This is a genomic window from Corynebacterium sp. AOP12-C2-36 (genome assembly GCF_052379185.1).
Classification (GTDB): domain Bacteria; phylum Actinomycetota; class Actinomycetes; order Mycobacteriales; family Mycobacteriaceae; genus Corynebacterium.
In genome coordinates this window covers 23,540-43,931 of the sequence record NZ_JBQSYJ010000006.1, presented here as the reverse complement: position 1 = coordinate 43,931, position 20,392 = coordinate 23,540, and the positions used below count along the sequence as shown (strand labels likewise).

The following is a 20,392-nucleotide window of genomic DNA, read 5'->3' as shown; positions in this document are numbered from 1 at the left end:
GAAGCTGAACGCTGGCGGAACGGTGCCCCCTGTCCATCACTAAGAACAATCCGTCTCGGAGCAACTTCACATATGCCCACCAACAACGTTCCTCAGGTAGCCGTCAACGACATCGGCTCCGCTGAGGATTTCCTCGCCGCCGTCGACGCCACCATCAAGTACTTCAACGACGGTGACATCGTCGAGGGTACCGTCGTCAAGGTCGACCACGACGAGGTCCTGCTTGACATCGGATACAAGACCGAGGGTGTCATCCCCTCCCGCGAGCTGTCCATCAAGCACGATGTCGATCCCGGCGAGGTCGTCGAGGTCGGCGACGAGGTCGACGCCCTGGTCCTCACCAAGGAGGACAAGGAAGGCCGCCTGATCCTGTCCAAGAAGCGCGCACAGTACGAGCGCGCCTGGGGCACCATCGAGGAGCTCAAGGAGAAGGACGAGCCGGTCACCGGTACCGTCATCGAGGTCGTCAAGGGCGGCCTCATCCTGGACATCGGCCTGCGTGGCTTCCTGCCCGCCTCCCTCGTCGAGATGCGTCGCGTCCGCGACCTCCAGCCGTACATCGGCCAGGAGATCGAGGCCAAGATCATCGAGCTGGACAAGCAGCGCAACAACGTCGTGCTGTCGCGTCGCGCATGGCTCGAGCAGACCCAGTCCGAGGTCCGCTCCGAGTTCCTGCACCAGCTGCAGAAGGGCCAGGTCCGCAAGGGCGTCGTGTCCTCCATCGTCAACTTCGGCGCCTTCGTCGATCTCGGCGGTGTCGACGGCCTGGTTCACGTCTCCGAGCTGTCCTGGAAGCACATCGACCACCCGTCCGAGGTCGTCACCGTCGGTGACGAGGTCACCGTCGAGGTGCTCGACGTCGACCTGGACCGCGAGCGCGTGTCCCTGTCGCTGAAGGCCACCCAGGAGGATCCGTGGCGCGTCTTCGCCCGGACCCACGCGATCGGTCAGATCGTCCCGGGCAAGGTCACCAAGCTGGTTCCGTTCGGCGCCTTCGTCCGCGTCGAGGAGGGCATCGAGGGCCTGGTCCACATCTCCGAGCTGGCCGAGCGCCACGTGGATGTCCCGGACCAGATCGTCACCGTCGGCCAGGAGCTCATGGTCAAGGTCATCGACATCGACCTCGAGCGTCGTCGTATCTCCCTGTCGCTGAAGCAGGCCGACGAGGACTTCGCCGAGGAGTTCGACCCGTCCAAGTACGGTATGGCCGACTCCTACGACGAGCAGGGCAACTACATCTTCCCGGAGGGCTTCGACTCGGAGACCAACGAGTGGATGGAAGGCTACGACGAGCAGCGTGAGGCATGGGAGGCCCGGTACGCCGAGTCCGAGCGTCGCCACAAGACCCACGCCGCCCAGATCGAGCGCCACCGCGCCCAGGCCGCCGAGGCTGACGAGGCTGCCGACAACGGCTCCTACTCCAGCAACTCGGACAAGCCGGCCGCCGCCGCCACGGAGGAGACCACCTCCGACGCCGGTTCCCTGGCGTCCGACGAGCAGCTCGCCGCTCTGCGCGAGAAGCTCGCCGGCTCCGGTGAGTAGTACCGTCTCCCAGTAGACGAGTCGGACCCGGCCCACCCCGTATTCGGGGTGGGCCGGGTCTTTTGTGCGTTCAGGGCCTTATGTTTTGACCGGGGAAGTTCTACGATGGGTGAGGTGCCGCCCTAACCTTGGGCGGCAGGAACATCCCTCCAGCTCACCAAGGCGGACACCCGATGGCCTCAGCAGCGACAGACACGTCCCGGCACATTCTCGCGGAGGTGGGCGGAGCGGACAACGTCTCGTCGCTCACCTACTGCGCCACCCGACTTCGGTTCGACCTCGTCGACCGGTCGAAGGTCGACATCGACAAACTCGACAGCGACCCCGCCGTGCTCGGCGTGGTGGAGCAGGGGAGTACCGGCCTGCAGGTCGTGATGGGCGGCGGCGTCGCCGACTACTACAACGCCATCGTCCGGGAACCCGGCATGGGTGACGCGGACGCCGAGAGCCGAGCCGCGTCGAAGAAGGAGTACGGGGGAGTCCGCGGCAGGTACGACTGGGTCAACTACTGCTTCGAGTTCCTCTCCGACACCTTCCGCCCCGTGCTGTGGGCGCTGCTCGGTGCCTCCCTGATCATCACCATGCTGGTCCTCGCCGACACCTTCGGGATGCAGGACTTCCGGGCTCCGATGGAGGAGCAACCCAACGGCTACGTGCTGCTGCATGCGATGTGGCGCTCCGTCTTCTACTTCCTGCCGATCATGATCGGTGCGACGGCCGCCCGTAAGCTCGGCGCCAACGAGTGGGTCGGCGCGGCCATCCCGGCGGCCCTGCTCACCCCAGAGTTCCTCTCCCTCGGCGAGGCGGGGGACACCGTCCAGGTCTTCGGCCTGCCGCTGGTGCTCAACGACTACTCCTCGCAGGTCTTCCCGCCGCTGATCGCGGCCATCGGGTTGTTCTGGGTGGAGAAGGGGCTCAAACGCATCATCCCGCAGTCCGTGCAGATGGTGTTCGTACCCTTCTTCTCGCTGCTGATCATGATCCCGGCGACGGCGTTCCTGCTCGGCCCGTTCGGCATCGGCATCGGCAACGGGATCTCCGAGTTCCTGCTGTGGCTCAACGGCGTCTCCCCGTTCATCCTGGCCGTGATCATCCCCCTGCTGTACCCCTTCCTCGTGCCGTTGGGCCTGCACTGGCCGCTGAACGCGATCATGATCCAGAACATCGCCACCCTCGGCTACGACTTCATCCAGGGGCCGATGGGTGCCTGGAACTTCGCCTGCTTCGGCGTCGTCGCCGGTGTGTTCGTGATCTCGGTCCGCGAACGGAACAAGGGTATGCGTCAGGTGTCCTTCGGTGGACTGATGGCCGGACTGTTCGGTGGTATCTCCGAGCCCTCGCTGTACGGCGTGCTGCTGCGGTTCCGCAAGACCTACATGCGTCTGCTGCCGGGATGTCTGGTCGGTGGCGTGATCATGGGCTTCTTCGACGTGAAGGCCAGCGCGTTCGTCTTCACCTCGCTGCTGACTTTCCCGGCGATGGACCCCTGGGCCGGCTACCTGTTCGGCATCGCCGCCGCCTTCGTCACCTCGATGTTGCTTGTGCTGTTCTTCGACTACCGCGGTAAGGACGAGAAGGCCGAGGTGCGTGCGGCGCTTGCTGCAGAGCAGGACGCGGAACGGGACGCTGAACTCGACCAGGAACAGGACGCCGGGCAGGACGCAGCGTCCGGAGTGGTGGCACCCGCCGCGAAACCGGCGCTGGTCCCGGGGACGGTCACCGTGTTGACCACGCCGGTGGAGGGGCGGGTGATCCCGCTGAGCGAGGTGGACGACCCTGCCTTCTCCTCCGGGGCACTCGGGCAGGGTGTGGCCGTGGAACCCTCGGGCGACACGGTCGTGGCCCCGGCCGACGGGAAGGTTCTCACCGTGCAGAAGACCGGCCACGCCGTGGGACTGCGGCTGGACAGCGGTATCGAGCTGCTGATCCACATCGGCATCGACACGGTGAAGATGGGTGGTGAGGGCTTCGAGCTGCTCGTCGAGAAGAGGCAGCGCGTCGAGGCCGGTACCCCGTTGATCCGGTTCGACACCGAGAAGATCCGTGAGGCCGGCTACTCCACCGTCACCCCGGTGGTGGTGGTCAACAGCCGTGCATTCGGTTCGGTGGAGGGGATGCCCGCACCGCTCGCGGCCTTCGGCGACGACATCGTCACCGTCACTGCTGCGGTGTCCAGCGACGCAGCAGCTGCGCGTTGAGGGCGACGACGACGGTGGAGGCGGACATCAGGATCGCGCCCACGCTCATCGGCAGCACGAAACCGACCGGCGCCAGCACGCCGGCGGCCAGGGGCACCGACACCAGGTTGTAGCCGGCGGCCCACCACAGGTTCTGCCGCATCTTCCGGTAGGCGGCCTGCGAGAGTGAGATCACGGAGACCACCGAACGCGGGTCCGAGCTGGCGAGGATCACCCCGGCCGACCCGATGGCGACGTCGGTGCCCGCACCGATGGCGATGCCCACGTCGGACGCGGCGAGCGCCGGCGCGTCGTTGACGCCGTCGCCGACCATCGCGACCTTGTGGCCGTCCGCCTGAAGTTCGGCGACCTTCGCCGCCTTGTCCTCGGGACGCACACCGGCGAAGACCTGGTCGATGCCGAGTTCCGTGGCGACGGAGGTCGCCACCGCCTCGGCGTCGCCGGTGATCATCACGACCCGGACCCCACGTTCGTGCAGGTCGTCGACGGCGGTGCGTGACTCCGGGCGGACGCCGTCCGCCAGCCGCAGTGCACCGACGACACCACCGTCCACCAGGACGTGGAGGGTGATCGCGCCCTCGTCCCGCCACGCGGCGGTGCCGGGCAGTGCCGGGGCGTCGCGCTGCTCGAGCAGGTGGGGACCACCGACCTCGACAACGTGGTCGTCGACGACCGCGCGCACGCCGACCGCCGGGGAGGAAGAGAAGTCCGACGCCCGGGGGACGTCCAGTCCACGGTCCGCTGCGGCGGTGACGATCGCGTGGGCGAGGGGGTGCTCACTGTCGGTCTCCGCCGCGGCGGCGAGGGACAGGGCCCGGTTCCCGTCGAGGTCATTCTCGTCGGGGACGAGTACCTCGGTGACCGTCGGTTCCCCGAGAGTGAGCGTGCCGGTCTTGTCGAACAGCACGGTGTCCACCGAGCGCATCGACTCCAGCGCGAGGCGGTCCTTGATCAGGATGCCGGAACGGGCGGCACGCTCGGTGGCGATGGACACCACGAGCGGGATCGCCAGGCCCAACGCGTGCGGGCAGGCGATGACGAGCACGGTGATGGTGCGCACCACGGCGTCCTCGTGGCGTCCGGCCACCGACCACACGACGGCGGTGACGACGGCGGCCCCCAGGGCGAACCAGAACAACCAGCCGGCGGCGGTGTCCGCCAGGCGCTGGGCCCGCGACGAGGAGTTCTGCGCCTCGGAGACCAACGTGCGGATGCCCGCCAGTGTGGTGTCCTCGCCGACGGCGGTGACCCGCACCCGCAGGCCCGAGTCCGTGGCGACGGTGCCGGCGACCACGGTGTCCCCGACGTCGCGGCGCACCGTCGCGGACTCTCCGGTGACCATGGACTCGTCCATCGACGCCGAACCGTCCACCACCGTGCCGTCGGCCGGGACGGCGGCACCGGGCCGGACGATGACCACGTCGTGCAGGCCCAGCTCGTCGGGGGAGACGGTCGTGACCGAACCGTCCTGCTCGACGCGCTCGGCCTCGTCCGGCAGCAGAGCCGCCAGCGAGTCCAACGCGGAGGACGTCTGCGCGAGCGAGCGCATCTCGATCCAGTGGCCGAGCAGCATGATCACGACCAGCAGCGCGAGCTCCCACCAGAAGTCCAGCTCATGGCTGAGCACGTTCAGGCTCGCGCCCCACGAGGAGACGAAGGCGACGGTGATGGCCAGGGCGATGAGCAGCATCATCCCCGGCTTGCGTGACCTGATCTCGTCGACGGCACCGCTGAGGAAGGGGCGCCCGCCCCAGAGGTACATCACCGTGCCCAACACCGGGGACACCCAGCCGACGACGGCGTTGTCGGGCAGGTCGTAGCCGATCAGGTCGGCGAACATGGTGTTGCAAGCCACCACCGGGACCGCCAGGACCAGCATGATCCAGAACAGTCGGCGGAACTTCGCCACGTGGCCGGCGTGGCTGGCGTGGCCGGAATGCCCACCGTGGTCGGCGTGGCCGCCCGTGTGTTCCATGTGTTCCGAGTGATTCATGTGGTCCATATGGTCGATATGTTCCATGTCATTCATGGTGCTGCTCTCCTCGTGGTGCGACGGACAGGTCAGTTCGCCGCGCGCATCTCACTCTCGGTGACCCACTTGTGGTTGGTCATCGTCATGCCGTCGGACTCGTAGTCGACCATGTACACCGTCTCGTCGGTGGAGCTGTCGATCGTGGCCGTGGCGCCCTTCATGCCCGCCATGTGGTCGGCCTCGAGCGTGACCGTCGCGCCGTCCTCCAGACGCTCCGACCCGGCGTCGGCGAGCTCCTCCTGGACGACCCACCTGTGGTCCCTGACCGGCTCACCGCCGTTGGTGGGCGTGTAGGACACCGAGTAGGTGTAGGTGTCGAAGGCGCCGGCGACGGTTGCCGTGGCACCCTCCATGCCCGCCATGTGGTCGGCGGTCAGGACGACCTCGCTGCCCACCGGGAACTCCGGGTCGGACGCCTCGGCGATGCCCTCGGGGGCGGGGCCTCCGTCGGCCGGGTGGTCCATGTCCATGCTCATGTCCGAGCCCATGTCCATGCCGTCGTGGTCACCGTGGCCGGTGGCGGAGCTGGATGTGCTGGTAGTGCTGGTGCTGTCGGTTGAGCTCTGCTGGCTGTCGTCGGCGGAGGGGGAGCAGGCGGTCAGTGACATTGCGGTTCCAATCAGTGTCGCGGCGGTCAGTGCGGTCAGTCGTTTCGACATCGTCGTCTCACTTCCAGTCGGTGGATTACCTATACCCCCTAGGAGTATACCCGGGAGAACAGTGTGTGCCCCCGAGTGTGGGGTGCCGATGCCGGCTGACCTGTGACGGGGCGCGTTGGTACGCCCGTGATGCCGAGAGTACGTCCCCCGGCGTCGTCCGGACAGCACGAAACCCCGCACACCCAGGGTGTGCGGGGTTTCAGGCGGGGCAGACGGCTACGGCGTCACAGCGTCCTCAGGGCATCCTCAGAGCGAGGAGACCTCGGCGATCGCGTGCAGGGTCTCCAACTTGGAGGCCTTGCGCAGCTGCAGCTTCCAGCCGTCCTCGGTCTGCTCGGTGAAGAACGCGACCTTGGTCGGCAGGACCACGGGCTTGGCGAACTCCACCGCGTAGCGTCCTGCGGACGGGAGGTGGCCCTCGAGGCCCGACAGGATCTTCGCCGCGGACCACATGCCGTGGGCGATCGTCGCCGGGAAGCCGAAGGCCTTGGCGCCGAGCGTGGACACGTGGATCGGGTTCTTGTCACCCGAGGCGTCCGCGTACTGCTTGATGTCCGCCGGACCGACCGGCCACGTGGCCATCGGCGTCGGGTCGGACGGGACCTCGGGACGCTCGAACAGCGACCCGGTGTCCTCGTCACGCGCGGCGACCGCGGCGTCCGCCGAGGACGACAGCTTCGCGCCCTTGGCCAGGAAGCCGGAAGTCTGACGCCAGACAGGTGCGGAACCGTCCTCGCCCTCGACGAAGACCTCGGTGACCATGTCGATCAGCAGGCCCTTGCGGTGCCTGCGCAGGTTCTCCGCGTGGGTGCGGATGTGCAGCACGTCGTCGACGGTCAGCGGGCGGGTCTGCTCGATGACGTTGGTCAGGTGCACGCCACCCACGGCGTTGAAGGGGAAGTCGTCGGTCGACATCACCTTCATCACCAACGCGAAGGAGATCACGTAGGGGTAGGTGTACGGCAGCTCGTTGCCGAGGCGCAGACCCACCGCCGCGTTGTAGTCGGCGAGGTGGGCGATGTCGATCGTCACGCCCTTGACCTCGAAACCGGTCGACGGGTCCTTCGTGGCTGACCGCTTGGCGCCGACGACGGGAACCATGTTCTTCGCGGCACCCTTGTACTCGGCCATCAGGTCGGGGATGGCGGGGAGTTCCTTGTAGGTGACAGTCACGCTGGGGTCCTTTCTAGGCGCCGAGCAGGTTCTGGCCGCAGACGCGCACGGTGTTGCCCGTGACCGCGTTCGAGGCGTTGCCGGCGAAGTAGGCGATGGTCTCCGCGACGTCCACGGTGTGGCCACCCTGGGCGAGGGAGTTGAGGCGGCGTCCGACCTCGCGGGTGCCGAAGGGCATCGCGTCGGTCATGGCGGTCTCGATGAAGCCCGGGGCCACGGCGTTGACCGTGATGCCCTTGTCGGCGAGCTCCTCGGAGAAGGAGTCGACCAGGCCGACGACGCCGGCCTTGGTGGTCGCGTAGTTCGTCTGACCACGGTTGCCGGAGATGCCGGCCATCGAGGACACGCCGACCACACGGCCGCCGTCGGCGAAGCCACCGTTGGCCAGCAGGCCCTCGGTGATGCGCACGGGGGCGACGAGGTTGATGTTCTGCACCATGTTCCAGCGGCCCTCGTCCATGTTGGCGAGTAGCTTGTCGCGGGTCACGCCGGCGTTGTGGACGATGATGTCGACCTTGCCGCCGTGGCGCTCCTCGGCGTGGGTCTTGATCCGCTCGGCGGCGTCCGCGGCGGTGACGTCCAGGGGCAGGGAGGAGCCCTTGACCTCGTTGGCGGTCTCCGCCAGACCCTCGCCGGCGGCGGGGATGTCGACGCAGATGACCTTGGCACCGTCACGGCCGAGCACCTTGGCGATGTCGGCGCCGATGCCGCGGGCGGCACCGGTGACGACGGCGATCTTGCCGGCCAGCGGGGCGTCCCAGGACTCCGGGGCGGTCGAGGCGTCCGCGGTGACACGGATGACCTGGCCGTCGACGAAGGCCGACTTGCCGGACAGCAGGAAGCGCAGGGTGGACTCCAGACCGCTCAGGTCGGAGGAAGCCTCCGGTGCGGTGTAGACCAGCTGGGCGGTGGCGCCGCGGCGCAGCTCCTTGGCGACCGAGCGGGTGAAGCCCTCGAGGGAACGCTGCACGATGTGCTCGTCACGGTCCTTCACCAGCTCGGGGGTGGTGCCGATGACCACGAGGCGGGCGCAGGGCAGCAGCTTGCGCATCTGCGGGTTGAAGAAGTCGAAGAGCTGGTGGAGCTCCTCCGGCTTGGTGATTCCGGTGGCGTCGAAGACCAGGGCGGCGCGCTTGGCGTCCGTCCCGGCGTCGACGAACTGGTAGTCGTCGGCGAGCAGCGGCTTGATCCCCGCGGCGAGTCGTCCTTCGCCGCCGATGACGACGGGGCCGTCCAGGGCGGGCTCGCCCTTCTTGTAGCGGCGCAGCGGTTCACCCTGGGGGACGCCGAGCTTTCCAGCGAGCCCGGAATTGACGACCTGGTCAAGCAGGCCCTTATTGGAGGAAGACAACGTTCGTAACTCCTTGGTAGTGGATCCGTTATTCGAAAGCGTACCTACGGTCGCCCGAACAATGTATGTTCACATTTGTACCCTAGTATGTGACCCCGAACCATGTCCCGGAAATCCGTGACGCGGGTTACACGAAGATCTGGGGTCGACCCGGATCCCCCGGTAGACTTCCCGGGGACGTCTGGCACACACCACGACACGACGACACGACAACAACCGATGGAGAGACATCCAGATGACTACTTCGCCTCGTAAGGTCGCCATCCTCGGCGGCAACCGCACCCCGTTCGCGCGCTCCAACAAGGAGTTCTCCAATGCGTCGAACCAGGACATGCTGACCGCGGCCATCAACGGTCTCGTCGCACGCTACGGGCTGCAGGACGAGCAGCTGGGCATGGTTGTCGCCGGTGCCGTCCTCAAGCACGCACGCGACTTCAACCTGACCCGTGAGGTCGTCCTGGGGTCCGCCCTGGACGCCCAGACCCCCGCCTTCGACCTCCAGCAGGCCTGCGGCACGGGTCTGGCCGCCGCCGTCCAGGTCGCCGACGCCATCGCGTTGGGACGCATCGACGCCGGCATCGCCGGCGGTTCCGACACCACCTCCGATGCGCCGCTGGCCGTCAACGACGAGCTGCGCAAGACCCTGATCAAGGTCAACGCGGCAAAGACCACCGGTGAGCGCGTCAAGCTGCTCGGCTCGGTGCGTCCCTCCCAGTTCGCCCCGGACCAGCCGCAGAACGGCGAGCCGCGCACCGGCCTGTCCATGGGTGACCACGCGGCGATCACCGCCCGCGAGCTCAACGTCTCCCGCGAGGACCAGGACCAGCTGGCCGTCGAGTCGCACCAGAAGCTCGCCGCCGCCTACGACGCCGGCTTCTTCGACGACCTGGTGACCCCCTTCCTCGGCGTGCAGCGCGACACCAACCTCCGTGCCGACTCCTCCGTGGAGAAGCTCGCCAAGCTCAAGCCGGTCTTCGGCAAGAAGGACGCCGCCGCGCACGGCACCCAGGCGACCATGACCGCGGCGAACTCCACCCCGCTGACCGACGGCGCCTCCGCCGTCCTGCTGGCCTCCGAGGAGTGGGCCGAGGCCCACAACCTCCCGGTCAAGGCGTACCTGGTGGACTCCGAGACCGCCTCGGTGGACTTCCTGCACGGCCACGACGGACTCACCCCGGACGGACTGCTGATGTCCCCGACCTACGCCGTCCCGCGTCTGCTGGAGCGCAACGGCCTGACCCTCCAGGACTTCGACTACTACGAGATCCACGAGGCCTTCGCCTCCCAGACCCTGGCGACCCTGCAGGCATGGGAGTCCGAGGACTACTGCCGCGACCGTCTCGGCCTGGACGCCCCCCTGGGCTCCATCGACCGGTCCAAGCTCAACGTGAAGGGCTCCTCGCTGGCCGCGGGCCACCCGTTCGCCGCCACCGGTGGACGTATCATCGCCACCGCGGCGAAGACCCTCGAGGAGAACGGCGGCGGACGCACCCTGGTGTCCGTCTGCGCCGCCGGCGGACAGGGCATCACCGCGATCATCGAGCGGTAGATCCTTCCGGACCCTCACTTCGGCAGAGGGTATCCAGAGAGCAACCCCGAAAGGTCGGTGCGACCGACCTTTCGGGGTTGCTCTCTGCGTGGGGGCTCTCAGGCCTGTCAGCCCAGCACGCGGTCCAGGTCGGTGCGCATCATGGCGGTGTTGTAGCCCGACCAGGTGGTCATCACGAAGTACAGCGTGGACGGGTCCGCGGGGTCCTGCCTCGGCAGCATGAAGGAGCCGTAGGCGTCCGGCAACTGCAGGCGCGACACCACGGTCTTCTTCGACGACCACGGCCCGGTGGGGGACGGCGCCTCGCGCAGGACGATGCCCTCGGTGGACTCGTACATCGCCAGCCACTTTTCGCTGTGCTCGTCGTACTGTACGGAGAGCTCGGAGACCCGCCCGTTCAGCACGGTGGCAGCGGCGTCGGGCTTGGTGGACCAGCCGTCGCCGTCCCAGTACTCGGCTTGCGACCAGTTCGGGAAGTTGTCCTCGGTGATGCGGGCGAGTTTCGCCGAACCGTCCCGGCCGCTGGGGGTGCCGTAGGCGTAGACGTAGTTGGTGTTGTTCTCGCTGTGCTTCGTCAGGGCGGTCATCTGGAAGCCGTCGACGACCGGCCGGTCGTCGGTGATGTCGGTGATCCTGGGGTCCGATGCGGCCTTGGTCGAGGCCCGGGTGGAGTTCTCGACAGACTTGAAGGTCTTGCCGTCGTCCTCGGAGACCACAGTCTGCGCGTAGTTCGTGGTCCACTGCCCGGCGTTGCCCCAGGAACGCACCGACATGAAGTCCACGTACTGATTACCGCCGACCTCGATCCCGGACGTCGGGATCTTCGTGTGCTCGGTACCCGGCTCCTTCAACGAGGAGGGGAGGAACTCCCCGGAGCGCTCACCGTTGGCGGTGCCGTCGAGGTAGAAGCCGTCGGACGGGTCGGTGTCCGTGGAGGAGAACAGTGCGTTGGAGTGCCAACCGCTCAGACCCGACTCGCAGCCGAAACTGTCGCCGAAGGCGGCGAGGGTGCGGTCGCCCCCGGCGTCCCACATGAACCCGAGGTCCGTCGACGCCAGGCCCAGCGCGTGCGTCTGGTCCGGGCTGTTCGGCCCGGTGACCATGTACATGCCCTCCGTCGGGCCGGAGAGGTTCGGCAGGTCCCAGGGGGTGCCGTCCGCCCAGGAGGTCAGCGACCCGGACGTGGACGAGCTCCCTGAACTCCCTGAGCTGCTGGTGGATCCGTGGCCCGAGCTGAGCAGGGCTGACGCCCGGTCGATGAGGTTGGGGGAGTAGGTGTCGCACGGCGCCGCGGCGGCTGTCGCGCCACCGAGGACCGCCGCGGTCGCCGCCGTCACGACGGCCGTGAGCGACAGCGACGAGACGCGCTGGAGGGAAGAAAAGAACATGGGGCTCCTGTGAAGAAACGTCACTACTGTGAAATGAGTGTCGGTTGATGACTATAGTTCACACTCATGACCCGTACATCGCTCCGGAAGAATCGACGCCGGCCCGTCCGTCTCGCCGCCACCGGTCTGGCTACGCTCCTCCTCGCAGCCGGCGCGCCTCTGGCAACCGCAGCCCCAGAGGGCACCGCCAAAACCACAGATGACAAAGAGGACACGGACGACGCCGACACGTCCCCCGAGCTCCCGGACCCCCAGGGGGTGGACGGTTCGGTCGGCAGCCTGCTCAACCGCGACCTGGGCACCGGTGACCAGCCCTTCTGCGCCGACCTCGGCGCGAAGCTCGAGGAAATCGCCGACCAGTGGGCCGCCGCGAATGCCGAGGGGGCGCTCAAGGCCGCAGGTGAGTTGCGCTACCTGTTCGCCAACACCAACGCCGCGAACTACCAGTGCCTCACGGCCGCCGGTGCGGCACTGACCTCCTCCGGCAGTGGGTCGCTCACCGGGTCGCTGACCCTGCCGTTGCCGGGGTCCTGACCTTCGCCCACGTGTTCGCTGCCACCACCGGCCGACAGCGCTATCCTTGACCCCATGCGCATTATCGGCCTGACAGGTGGCATCGGATCCGGCAAGACGACGGTGGCCGAACGGCTCCGGCAGAAGGGCGCGTTCGTCGTGGACGCGGACAAGGTCGCCCGCGAGATCGTGGAGCCCGGCCAGCCGGCACTCGCCGAGCTGGCGGACGCCTTCGAGGGGGTTATCACCGGGGACGGCGGCCTCGACCGCGCCGAGCTCGCCCGCCAGGCGTTCGCCTCCACCGCAGCCACCGACAAGCTCAACGCCATCACCCATCCGCGGATCCGGGAACGTACCACGGAGCTCTTCGACACCGCCGCCGCCGAGGGACGCGAGGTCGTCGTCTACGACATGCCCCTGCTCATCGAGAACGGGGAGACGGAGACCGTGGACACCGTCCTCGTCGTCGACGCCCCGGACGAGGTCCGCATCACCCGCCTCGTTGCCCGGGGGCTGGACGAAGACGACGCGCGTCGTCGCCTCGCCGCCCAGGTCGACCGCGACACCCGGCTGGCCGTCGCCGACGTCGTCCTCGACAACGGCGGCGACGTGGAGTCGCTGATCGCTCAGGTCGACGCGTTCTGGGAGAAGGTGTAACCCCATGGCCTTCGCCGCAGAACACCCCGTCCTCTCCGAGTCGGAGTTCCGTCCCGTCGGTGACGTCGAGCGCACCGACGCACGCTTCGAGGTCATCAGCGACTACAAGCCGGCCGGTGACCAGCCGGCGGCGATCAAGGAACTCGACGAGCGGCTCAACCGGGGCGAGCGGGACGTCGTCCTGATGGGTGCCACCGGTACCGGCAAGTCCGCCACCGCCGCCTGGCTCATCGAGCAGCAGCAGCGTCCGACGCTGGTCATGGCGCCGAACAAGACGCTGGCCGCGCAGCTCGCCAACGAGCTGCGCAGCCTGCTGCCGAACAACGCCGTCGAGTACTTCGTCAGCTACTACGACTACTACCAGCCCGAGGCCTACATCGCGCAGTCGGACACCTACATCGAGAAGGACTCCTCGGTCAACGACGACGTGGAACGCCTGCGGCACTCCGCGACGTCCAACCTGCTGTCGCGCCGCGACGTGGTCGTGGTCTCCTCGGTCTCCTGCATCTACGGCCTCGGCACCCCGCAGTCCTACCTGGACCGCTCGGTGATGCTGAAGGCGGGCGAGGAGGTTGAACGTGACCGGTTCCTGCGTCTTCTCGTGGACATCCAGTACGACCGCAACGACGTCTCCTTCACCCGCGGGGCGTTCCGCGTGAAGGGCGACGTGGTCGACATCATCCCCGCCTACGAGGAGCTCGCGGTGCGCGTCGAGTTCTTCGGCGACGAGATCGACAGCCTGTTCTACATCCACCCGCTCACCGGCGACGTGATCCGCGAGGTCGAGGAGATCCGCATCTTCCCGGCGACCCACTACGTGGCCGGACCCGAGCGCATGGAGAAGGCGATGGAGGACATCCACGCCGAACTGGAGGAGCGCGTCGCCGACCTTGAGGGACGCGGCAAGCTGCTCGAGGCCCAGCGGCTGCGCATGCGCACCGAGTACGACCTGGAGATGATCCAGCAGGTCGGCTACTGCTCCGGCATCGAGAACTACTCCCGGCACGTCGACCAGCGCGAGGCCGGCTCCGCCCCGGCCACGCTGATCGACTACTTCCCGGACGACTACCTCACCATCATCGACGAGTCCCACGTGACAGTCCCGCAGATCGGCGGCATGTTCGAGGGCGACATGTCGCGTAAGCGCAACCTCGTGGACTTCGGTTTCCGCCTGCCGAGCGCCCTCGACAACCGGCCGCTGACCTGGGAGGAGTTCGACGACCGTAAGGGCCAGTGCATCTACATGTCGGCTACCCCGGGCAACTACGAGATCGCCGCGGCCGGCGGTGAGTTCGTCGAGCAGGTCATCCGTCCCACCGGTCTGGTGGACCCCAAGGTCGAGGTGCGCCCGACCGAGGGGCAGATCGACGACCTCATCGAGCAGATCCGCCAGCGCGTGGAGAAGCAGGAGCGCGTGCTGGTCACGACCCTGACCAAGCGCATGGCCGAGGACCTCACGGACTACCTGCTGGAGCACGGGGTGCGGGTGCGCTACATGCACTCGGACATCGACACGCTCAAGCGGGTGGAACTGCTGCGCCAGCTGCGCCTGGGCGAGTACGACGTACTCGTCGGCATCAACCTGCTGCGTGAGGGCCTGGACCTGCCCGAGGTGTCGCTCGTGGCGATCCTCGACGCGGACAAGGAGGGCTTCCTGCGCTCGGAGCGTTCCCTGGTGCAGACCATCGGCCGTGCGGCACGAAACGTCTCCGGCGAGGTGATCATGTACGCCGACAAGATCACCGACTCGATGCAGTACGCCATGGACGAGACCGAACGGCGCCGGGCCAAGCAGATCGCCTACAACAAGGAGCACGGCATCGACCCGCAGCCGCTGCGCAAGGCGATCGCGGACATCCTCGACCAGGTCTACGAGAACCGTGGTGACGAGGCAGGCGCGGGCAGTGGGGCGACCGGCTTCGGTGCCGACGTCAGCGTCGCCGGCGGTGACGCCGCGGTCGGCGCGGGGGACACCGCGAACATGGCGCGTCCGGAACTCGAGAAGCTGATCGCCGACCTCTCGTCGCAGATGCAGGACGCCGCCCGGGAGCTGAAGTTCGAGCTCGCCGGACGGCTGCGCGATGAGATCGCGGACCTGAAGAAGGAACTGCGCGGCATGATCGAAGCCGGCATCTGACTGGGGTAGGCTTCATGTGGAAACCATCACCGATCACAAAGGGCTGGCAGTGAGCGATAGCACCAACTACGAGACCATCGTCGTCGGGACCGACGGATCGTCGTCCTCGGTCCTGGCCGTCAAACGTGCGGCGGCGCTGGCTGCGGCCTTCGACGCACGCCTGGTCATCGGATGCGCCTTCTACAAGAACGCCGAGTCCGCGGTGAAGGCGATCCGCATGGACTCGAAGACCGTCGTCGGCGGCGACCCCGCCCACGACAACCTCGCCGCCGCCGTGGAGGCGGCCAAGGAGGTCGGCGCGACGAAGATCTCCACCGCCATCAAGGAGGGCGCCCCGGTGGACGCCCTGATGGGCATCGTCACCGACGAGTCCGCCGACCTGCTTATCGTCGGCAACCGGGGGATCAACTCGCTGACCGGACGGCTGCTCGGCTCCGTGCCCGCCGACGTGGCGCGTCAGTCCGACTGCGACGTGATGATCGTGCACACCGTGTAGGTCCCCACCCTGGGGAGGGGGGACCTGGGTGGGGGTCCTACCAGGGCAGGGGCTGGTCGTGGACCAGCGTGAGTCCCTGGGTGGAGCGGGTGACCGCGACGTAGACGTCGTTGAGCCCCTGGGGCGAGGCGTCCACGATCTCCCCGGGCTCCACCAGCACGACCTCGTCGAACTCCAGGCCCTTGGCACCGTTGACGTCGGAGACCACCACCTCATCCGCGGCGTAGGCCTCCTGCAGGCCGGCGATGCGCTGCGGCGCCGCGATGACGCCCACCAGGCCGTCGCCGGCGGCCTCGACAGCACGTGCCACGGCCGTCGCCACGTCGGCGAGCGGGAGTTCGCGGATCCCGGTGCCGGTCTCACGCAGGCAGTCAGGGGTGGCCTGACCGGGGGAGATCTCCGACTGGATCGCGGTGGCGATCTCCGCGATGTCCGCCGGCGTGCGGTAGTTCACGGTCAGCTCGTGCAGCCTCCACCGGTCCTTGACGAACGGGGAGAGGGCGTCCGACCAGTCCTCCACGCCCGCCGGGCTGCCCGTCTGCGCCGGGTCGCCGACCAGGGTCATCCACCGGTTCGGCGAGCGCCTGAAGATCATCCGCCACGCCATGGCCGACAGCTCCTGCGCCTCGTCGACGATGACGTGGCCGAAGGCCCAGGTGCGGTCGGCGGCGGCACGCTCGGCCGTGGACATCGAGGAACGCACGCGCTGACGCTCGGCCAGCTGCTCGGCGTCGATGACGTCGTAGGCCATGAGGATCTCGGCGTCCGTACCGTCGTCGAGGTCCTGGTAGGCCGAACCGCTGAGGATGTCGAGCGCCTCCTGCGCCTCGTCGACCTGTGACTTCCACCGGCGTCGCTCCTCGGCCTCGGCCTCCTCGGCACCGGCGATCCCGAGGATCTCCGCCAACTCGTCGAGCAGCGGGGCGTCCGCCTCCGTCCAGTCCTCCGGGGCGTCCTCGCGCACCAGGGCGTCCCGGGTGACGTCGTCGTAGTCGGACGCGGCGGAGTCCACGGCCTCCCGCGACCCGTAGAGACCGGTGAGGACCTCCTCGGCGGTGAGTACCGGCCACAACTCGTCGACGGCCTCGGCGACCGCGGGCTCGGCGGCGAGGTCCTCACGCAACTGGTCGCGGTCGGCGGCGGTGAGCAGGTTCTCCCCGCCCAACGGGTCCGCGCCGATGGAGTCGGCCATCGCGTCGCGCAGCAGGTCGAGAACCACGTCGCTGAACCGGGCGCGGGCGAGGTTGTGCGGACGGTGCGTCCGGCGTGCCCGGGTACGCGCCTGCCGGGCGATCCGCGGGGTCAGCGCGACCGTCACCCCGTCGATGAGGAAGTCCACCGGCTCCTCCGGCACCGTCTGGTGGTCCCGTACCGCCGCGGCGAGGATCTCGAGCATCGCCGGTGACCCCTTGACCTCCTGGGTCGTCAGCGACTCCGCGCTCAGCGGCCGGGCGTCGATCCCGGGCAGCAGGCTGCCCGGCGTGGCCAGCACCACGCCCGTCTCACCGAGGCTGGGCAGCACCTGCGAGATGTAGTCCAGGAATCGACGGTTCGGGCCGATGATCAGCACACCGGTGTTCGCCAGCTGCTCGCGCCACGTGTACAGCAGGTACGCCGTACGGTGAAGGGCGACCGCAGTCTTGCCCGTCCCCGGACCGCCCTGCACCACCGTCACGCCGCGGTGCTCCTCGCGGATGATGCGGTCCTGCTCGGCGACGATGGTGTCCACGATGTCGTGCATGTGACGGTCACGCGCGCGGTTGACCGCGTGGAGCAGCGCGCCCTCCTGGGCGACCGATCCGTCGCGCTCGCCGCCGGAGCGTCCTGCCTGCCTGTCGCCGCCTGAGAGCCGCTCGTCGGCGACGTCGGTCACCGTGCGACCCCGGGTGCGGATGTGCCGGCGCACGTGCACACCCTCGGGGTGCAACGTGGTCGCCAGGTAGAACGGCCGGGCCAGCGGGGCGCGCCAGTCCATCAGCAGGGTGCGCATCTCGTCGTCGGAGGTGTGCAGGCCGATGCGACCGATGTAACGACGGTCGAGCGGAGCTTCGCCGTCGACGTCGGTGACGGGGTTCTCCGGCTCATCGTCCTCCACGTCGATACGACCGAAGAACAGGCCGATCTCCGCGGCGGAGTACTCGTCCAGACGCCCGGCGACCTCGTAGGTCTCGTGGTCGCGTTCCAGCAGCGTCTGCGGCTGGTCGATGTCGGCACGGCGGCGTTGCGCCCGGCGCATACGGTCGGTGAGACGCTCGCGCGACTCGTCGACGACCGTCAGCAACTCGTCGAGGTGTTCCTGCTCGGCGGAGATGTCCGGGTGGTCGGAAGCGGTGGTGCTCATGGTCTCCTGAATCTCTTGAACGGGCCCCGTCGGCGTCGCGACAGGAACGACCATCCTACGCCGCGGACGGCCGCCATCGGCAGGCCCCATCTGTTCAGCAGGGACACGAGGGTGAAACATCAATATGCTGTCCTGGTATCAGAGAGATTCATGACATTTCACCGAGAAGGACACCACCGTGACCACAGAGAGAACACCTGAAAGCCCACCTGCGACCATCCCGGACCACGGGCGGCACGACGGGCAGCATGAAGGGAAGCATGAAGGAAAGGGCGCCGGCGAGGAGTCGCTGGCGCCGCAGCAGACCCGCATCATGGGCAAGACGTCGTATCTCTTCGCCTGGATGGGTGGCTGCGTGTCGATCGGCACCTTCACCATGGGGTCCTCGCTGGTGGGCACCCTGAACCTGGTCCAGGCCATCGTGGCCATGGTCATCGGGTGCGTGGTCATCACCGTGGGTCTGACGATCAACGGCGCCGCCGGGCACCGGTGGGGGATCCCCTTCATGGTCCAGGTCCGCAGTTCCTTCGGATTCGTCGGCACCCGGATCCCCGGTCTGGTCCGCGCCCTGCCCGCGCTGGTCTGGTACGGATTCCAGAGCTGGGTCGGGGCGATGGCGATCAACTCGATCGCCGACACCCTCTTCGGGTTCAGCAACATCGTGCTGTTCTTCATCCTGTTCCAGGCCCTGCAGATCGCCCTGTCGGTCGCCGGGTTCCAGGGCATCAAGTGGCTGGAGAACATCGGCGCGGTGTTCATCCTCTGCGCGCTGATCTACATGTTCTTCAGCGTGATCGACCGCTACGGCACCGAACTCGGCGAGAGCCTGGATGCCCAAGGATCCTGGGGACTGCCGTTCTGGGGAGCCACGATGCTCTTCCTCGGCATCTACGCCACCATGATGCTCAACGTCAGCGACTACTCGCGCGAACACTCCACCTCCAGCGGCCCTGCGACGATGTTCTCGCTGTACACCGCGGCGATCCTGCCGGTGACCCTGTTCATGGGGCTCATCGGGCTGATGGTCTCGGAGGCCACCGGGGTGGTCGACCCGATCGACGTGTTCTCCAACGCGGTCGACAACACCCCGCTGCTCGTCATCACGCTCCTGTTCATCGCCTTCGCACAGGTCACTACCAACGTCCTGAACAACGTGGTTCCGCCCACGTACGTGCTGATGGACATGTTCGGCATGAAGTTCCGCACGGCCGCGGTCCTGGTGGGTGTGCTCGCTCCGGCGACCTTCCCCTGGCTGCTGGTCCGCGACGAGAACGCCGACGGCCTGCAGACCTTCGTGCAGATCTACTCGGCCTTCCTCGGCCCGATCTTCGCGGTCATGGTCGTGGACTACTACCTGGTCCGTCGACGCCGGCTCGAGATCGACGAGCTCTACGACCCGCGTGGGCCCTTCCGCGGGGTGAACTGGGCCGCGGTCGTCGCCGTGGTCGTCGGCGTGCTCATCACCCTGCCGTTCTCGGACGTGGGGTGGTACGTGAGCCTCGTGCCGGCCGCGCTGGTTTACTGGGTGCTCATGAGAACACTGCCGTCCTCCCGTCGTTTCCTGGCGGGCACCGACGCCGCGGCGGTCGTCGCACCCGAGATTCAGGACCCCACCACTCAGAAGGAGCGAGCATGAGAATCCTCGTCGTCAACGTCAACACCACCGCAACGATGACCGCCTCTATCGGCGCCCAGGCGGAGGCCGCGGCGTCCTCCGGCACCGAGATCGTGGCGCTGACCCCGCGCTTCGGGGCGGAGTCCGTCGAGGGCAACATGGAGAGCCACCTGGCCGCCGTCGGCGTGATGGACGCGGTCTCCCGGTACGACGGGCCGTTCGACGCGGTCATCCAGGCCGGTTTCGGTGAGCACGGCAGGGAGGCGCTCCAGGAGATGCTGGACGTCCCGGTGGTCGACATCACCGAGGCGGCCGGCCACGTGGCGAGCCTGGTGGGACGCACCTACAGCGTGGTGACCACGCTTGACCGCACCGTCCCGCTCATCGAGGACCGGCTGACCCTGGCGGGGCTCGACCGCAGCTGCGCCTCCGTGCGGGCCTCGGGACTGTCCGTCCTGCAGCTGGAGGAGTCGGCGCAGGCCGCGGTGGAGGCCATCGCCGAGGAGGCCAGGATCGCTGTCGAGCAGGACCGCGCCGAGGTGATCGTCCTGGGCTGCGGGGGAATGGCGGGACTGGACGACGCCGTGCGCGCCGCGACAGGGACTCCCGTGGTGGACGGCGTCGCGGCCGCCGTCCAGCTGGCGGAGTCCCTGGTGAACCTCGGGCTCACCACCTCCAAGGTCCGGACGTACGCCGCGCCGCGGCCGAAGCGCATGACCGGGTGGCCCCTGCAGGACTAGC

At 68.0% G+C, this 20,392-nt stretch carries 15 protein-coding genes; 9 read left to right on the top strand and 6 right to left on the bottom strand.

Annotated features, from left to right (window positions below; all coding sequences use genetic code 11):
- Positions 1–72 precede the first annotated feature (72 nt).
- Entirely contained in the window at positions 73–1,542 is a 1,470-nt protein-coding gene (gene rpsA, locus ACT3UN_RS06725) for a 30S ribosomal protein S1 (protein ID WP_444615001.1), read from the top strand.
- 173 nt (positions 1,543–1,715) lie between these two features.
- A complete protein-coding gene (locus ACT3UN_RS06720) occupies positions 1,716–3,740 on the top strand; it encodes a glucose PTS transporter subunit IIA (protein WP_444656796.1) in 2,025 nt (674 codons plus the stop codon).
- On the opposite strand, the gene ACT3UN_RS06715 is transcribed toward ACT3UN_RS06720, so the two are convergent.
- The 4 genes from ACT3UN_RS06715 to ACT3UN_RS06700 all read right to left on the bottom strand — a co-directional run bounded on the left by ACT3UN_RS06715 (position 3,700) and on the right by ACT3UN_RS06700 (position 8,955).
- Positions 3,700–5,742 (bottom strand): heavy metal translocating P-type ATPase, encoded by a 2,043-nt coding sequence (locus tag ACT3UN_RS06715; protein ID WP_444656826.1) that lies wholly within the window; start codon positions 5,740–5,742, stop codon positions 3,700–3,702. The genes ACT3UN_RS06720 and ACT3UN_RS06715 overlap by 41 nt on opposite strands.
- Positions 5,743–5,801: 59 nt before the next feature.
- Positions 5,802–6,380, bottom strand: a complete 579-nt coding sequence (locus ACT3UN_RS06710; protein WP_441582754.1) for a YdhK family protein — start codon at positions 6,378–6,380, stop codon at positions 5,802–5,804.
- Positions 6,381–6,677: 297 nt separating this feature from the next.
- Positions 6,678–7,604 (bottom strand): MaoC family dehydratase, encoded by a 927-nt coding sequence (locus ACT3UN_RS06705; RefSeq protein ID WP_301442954.1) that lies wholly within the window; start codon positions 7,602–7,604, stop codon positions 6,678–6,680.
- 13 nt (positions 7,605–7,617) lie between these two features.
- Positions 7,618–8,955: a 3-oxoacyl-ACP reductase gene (locus ACT3UN_RS06700; RefSeq protein WP_301442955.1), complete on the bottom strand. Its 1,338-nt coding sequence runs from the start codon at positions 8,953–8,955 to the stop codon at positions 7,618–7,620.
- Positions 8,956–9,136: 181 nt separating this feature from the next.
- Between ACT3UN_RS06700 and ACT3UN_RS06695 the strand changes: the two genes are divergently transcribed.
- On the top strand, positions 9,137–10,504 hold the full coding sequence (locus tag ACT3UN_RS06695; RefSeq protein ID WP_441579894.1) for an acetyl-CoA C-acetyltransferase: 1,368 nt from the start codon (positions 9,137–9,139) through the stop codon (positions 10,502–10,504).
- Positions 10,505–10,611: 107 nt separating this feature from the next.
- Here ACT3UN_RS06695 and ACT3UN_RS06690 read toward each other — a convergent pair whose 3' ends face one another.
- Complete coding sequence (locus tag ACT3UN_RS06690; protein ID WP_444656795.1) at positions 10,612–11,892, bottom strand: DUF4185 domain-containing protein; 1,281 nt, start codon at positions 11,890–11,892, stop codon at positions 10,612–10,614.
- A 66-nt stretch (positions 11,893–11,958) separates the two neighbouring features.
- On the opposite strand from ACT3UN_RS06690, the gene ACT3UN_RS06685 reads away from it, so the two are divergent.
- The 4 genes from ACT3UN_RS06685 to ACT3UN_RS06670 are packed head-to-tail and all read left to right on the top strand — an operon-like array spanning position 11,959 to position 15,695.
- The gene (locus ACT3UN_RS06685) at positions 11,959–12,426 is read left to right on the top strand and encodes a hypothetical protein (RefSeq protein ID WP_301442958.1); all 468 of its coding nucleotides are present in this window, start codon (positions 11,959–11,961) and stop codon (positions 12,424–12,426) included.
- 54 nt (positions 12,427–12,480) lie between these two features.
- Positions 12,481–13,062 carry a dephospho-CoA kinase gene (coaE, locus tag ACT3UN_RS06680; RefSeq protein ID WP_301442959.1) on the top strand — a complete coding sequence of 194 codons (582 nt, stop codon included), beginning with the start codon at positions 12,481–12,483 and terminating at the stop codon, positions 13,060–13,062.
- A gap of 4 nt (positions 13,063–13,066) precedes the next feature.
- On the top strand, positions 13,067–15,199 hold the full coding sequence (gene uvrB, locus ACT3UN_RS06675; RefSeq protein ID WP_441579225.1) for an excinuclease ABC subunit UvrB: 2,133 nt from the start codon (positions 13,067–13,069) through the stop codon (positions 15,197–15,199).
- Positions 15,200–15,248: 49 nt separating this feature from the next.
- The gene (locus tag ACT3UN_RS06670) at positions 15,249–15,695 is read left to right on the top strand and encodes a universal stress protein (protein ID WP_301444262.1); all 447 of its coding nucleotides are present in this window, start codon (positions 15,249–15,251) and stop codon (positions 15,693–15,695) included.
- A 37-nt stretch (positions 15,696–15,732) separates the two neighbouring features.
- On the opposite strand, the gene ACT3UN_RS06665 is transcribed toward ACT3UN_RS06670, so the two are convergent.
- Complete coding sequence (locus ACT3UN_RS06665) at positions 15,733–18,036, bottom strand: HelD family protein (RefSeq protein WP_301441939.1); 2,304 nt, start codon at positions 18,034–18,036, stop codon at positions 15,733–15,735.
- 178 nt (positions 18,037–18,214) lie between these two features.
- Here ACT3UN_RS06665 and ACT3UN_RS06660 point away from each other — a divergent pair, with 178 nt between their 5' ends.
- Positions 18,215–19,672, top strand: a complete 1,458-nt coding sequence (locus ACT3UN_RS06660; RefSeq protein WP_301441938.1) for an NCS1 family transporter — start codon at positions 18,215–18,217, stop codon at positions 19,670–19,672.
- Entirely contained in the window at positions 19,669–20,391 is a 723-nt protein-coding gene (locus ACT3UN_RS06655) for an aspartate/glutamate racemase family protein (protein WP_441579222.1), read from the top strand. The genes ACT3UN_RS06660 and ACT3UN_RS06655 overlap by 4 nt, the downstream gene beginning before the upstream one ends.
- Position 20,392: the final 1 nt, after the last annotated feature.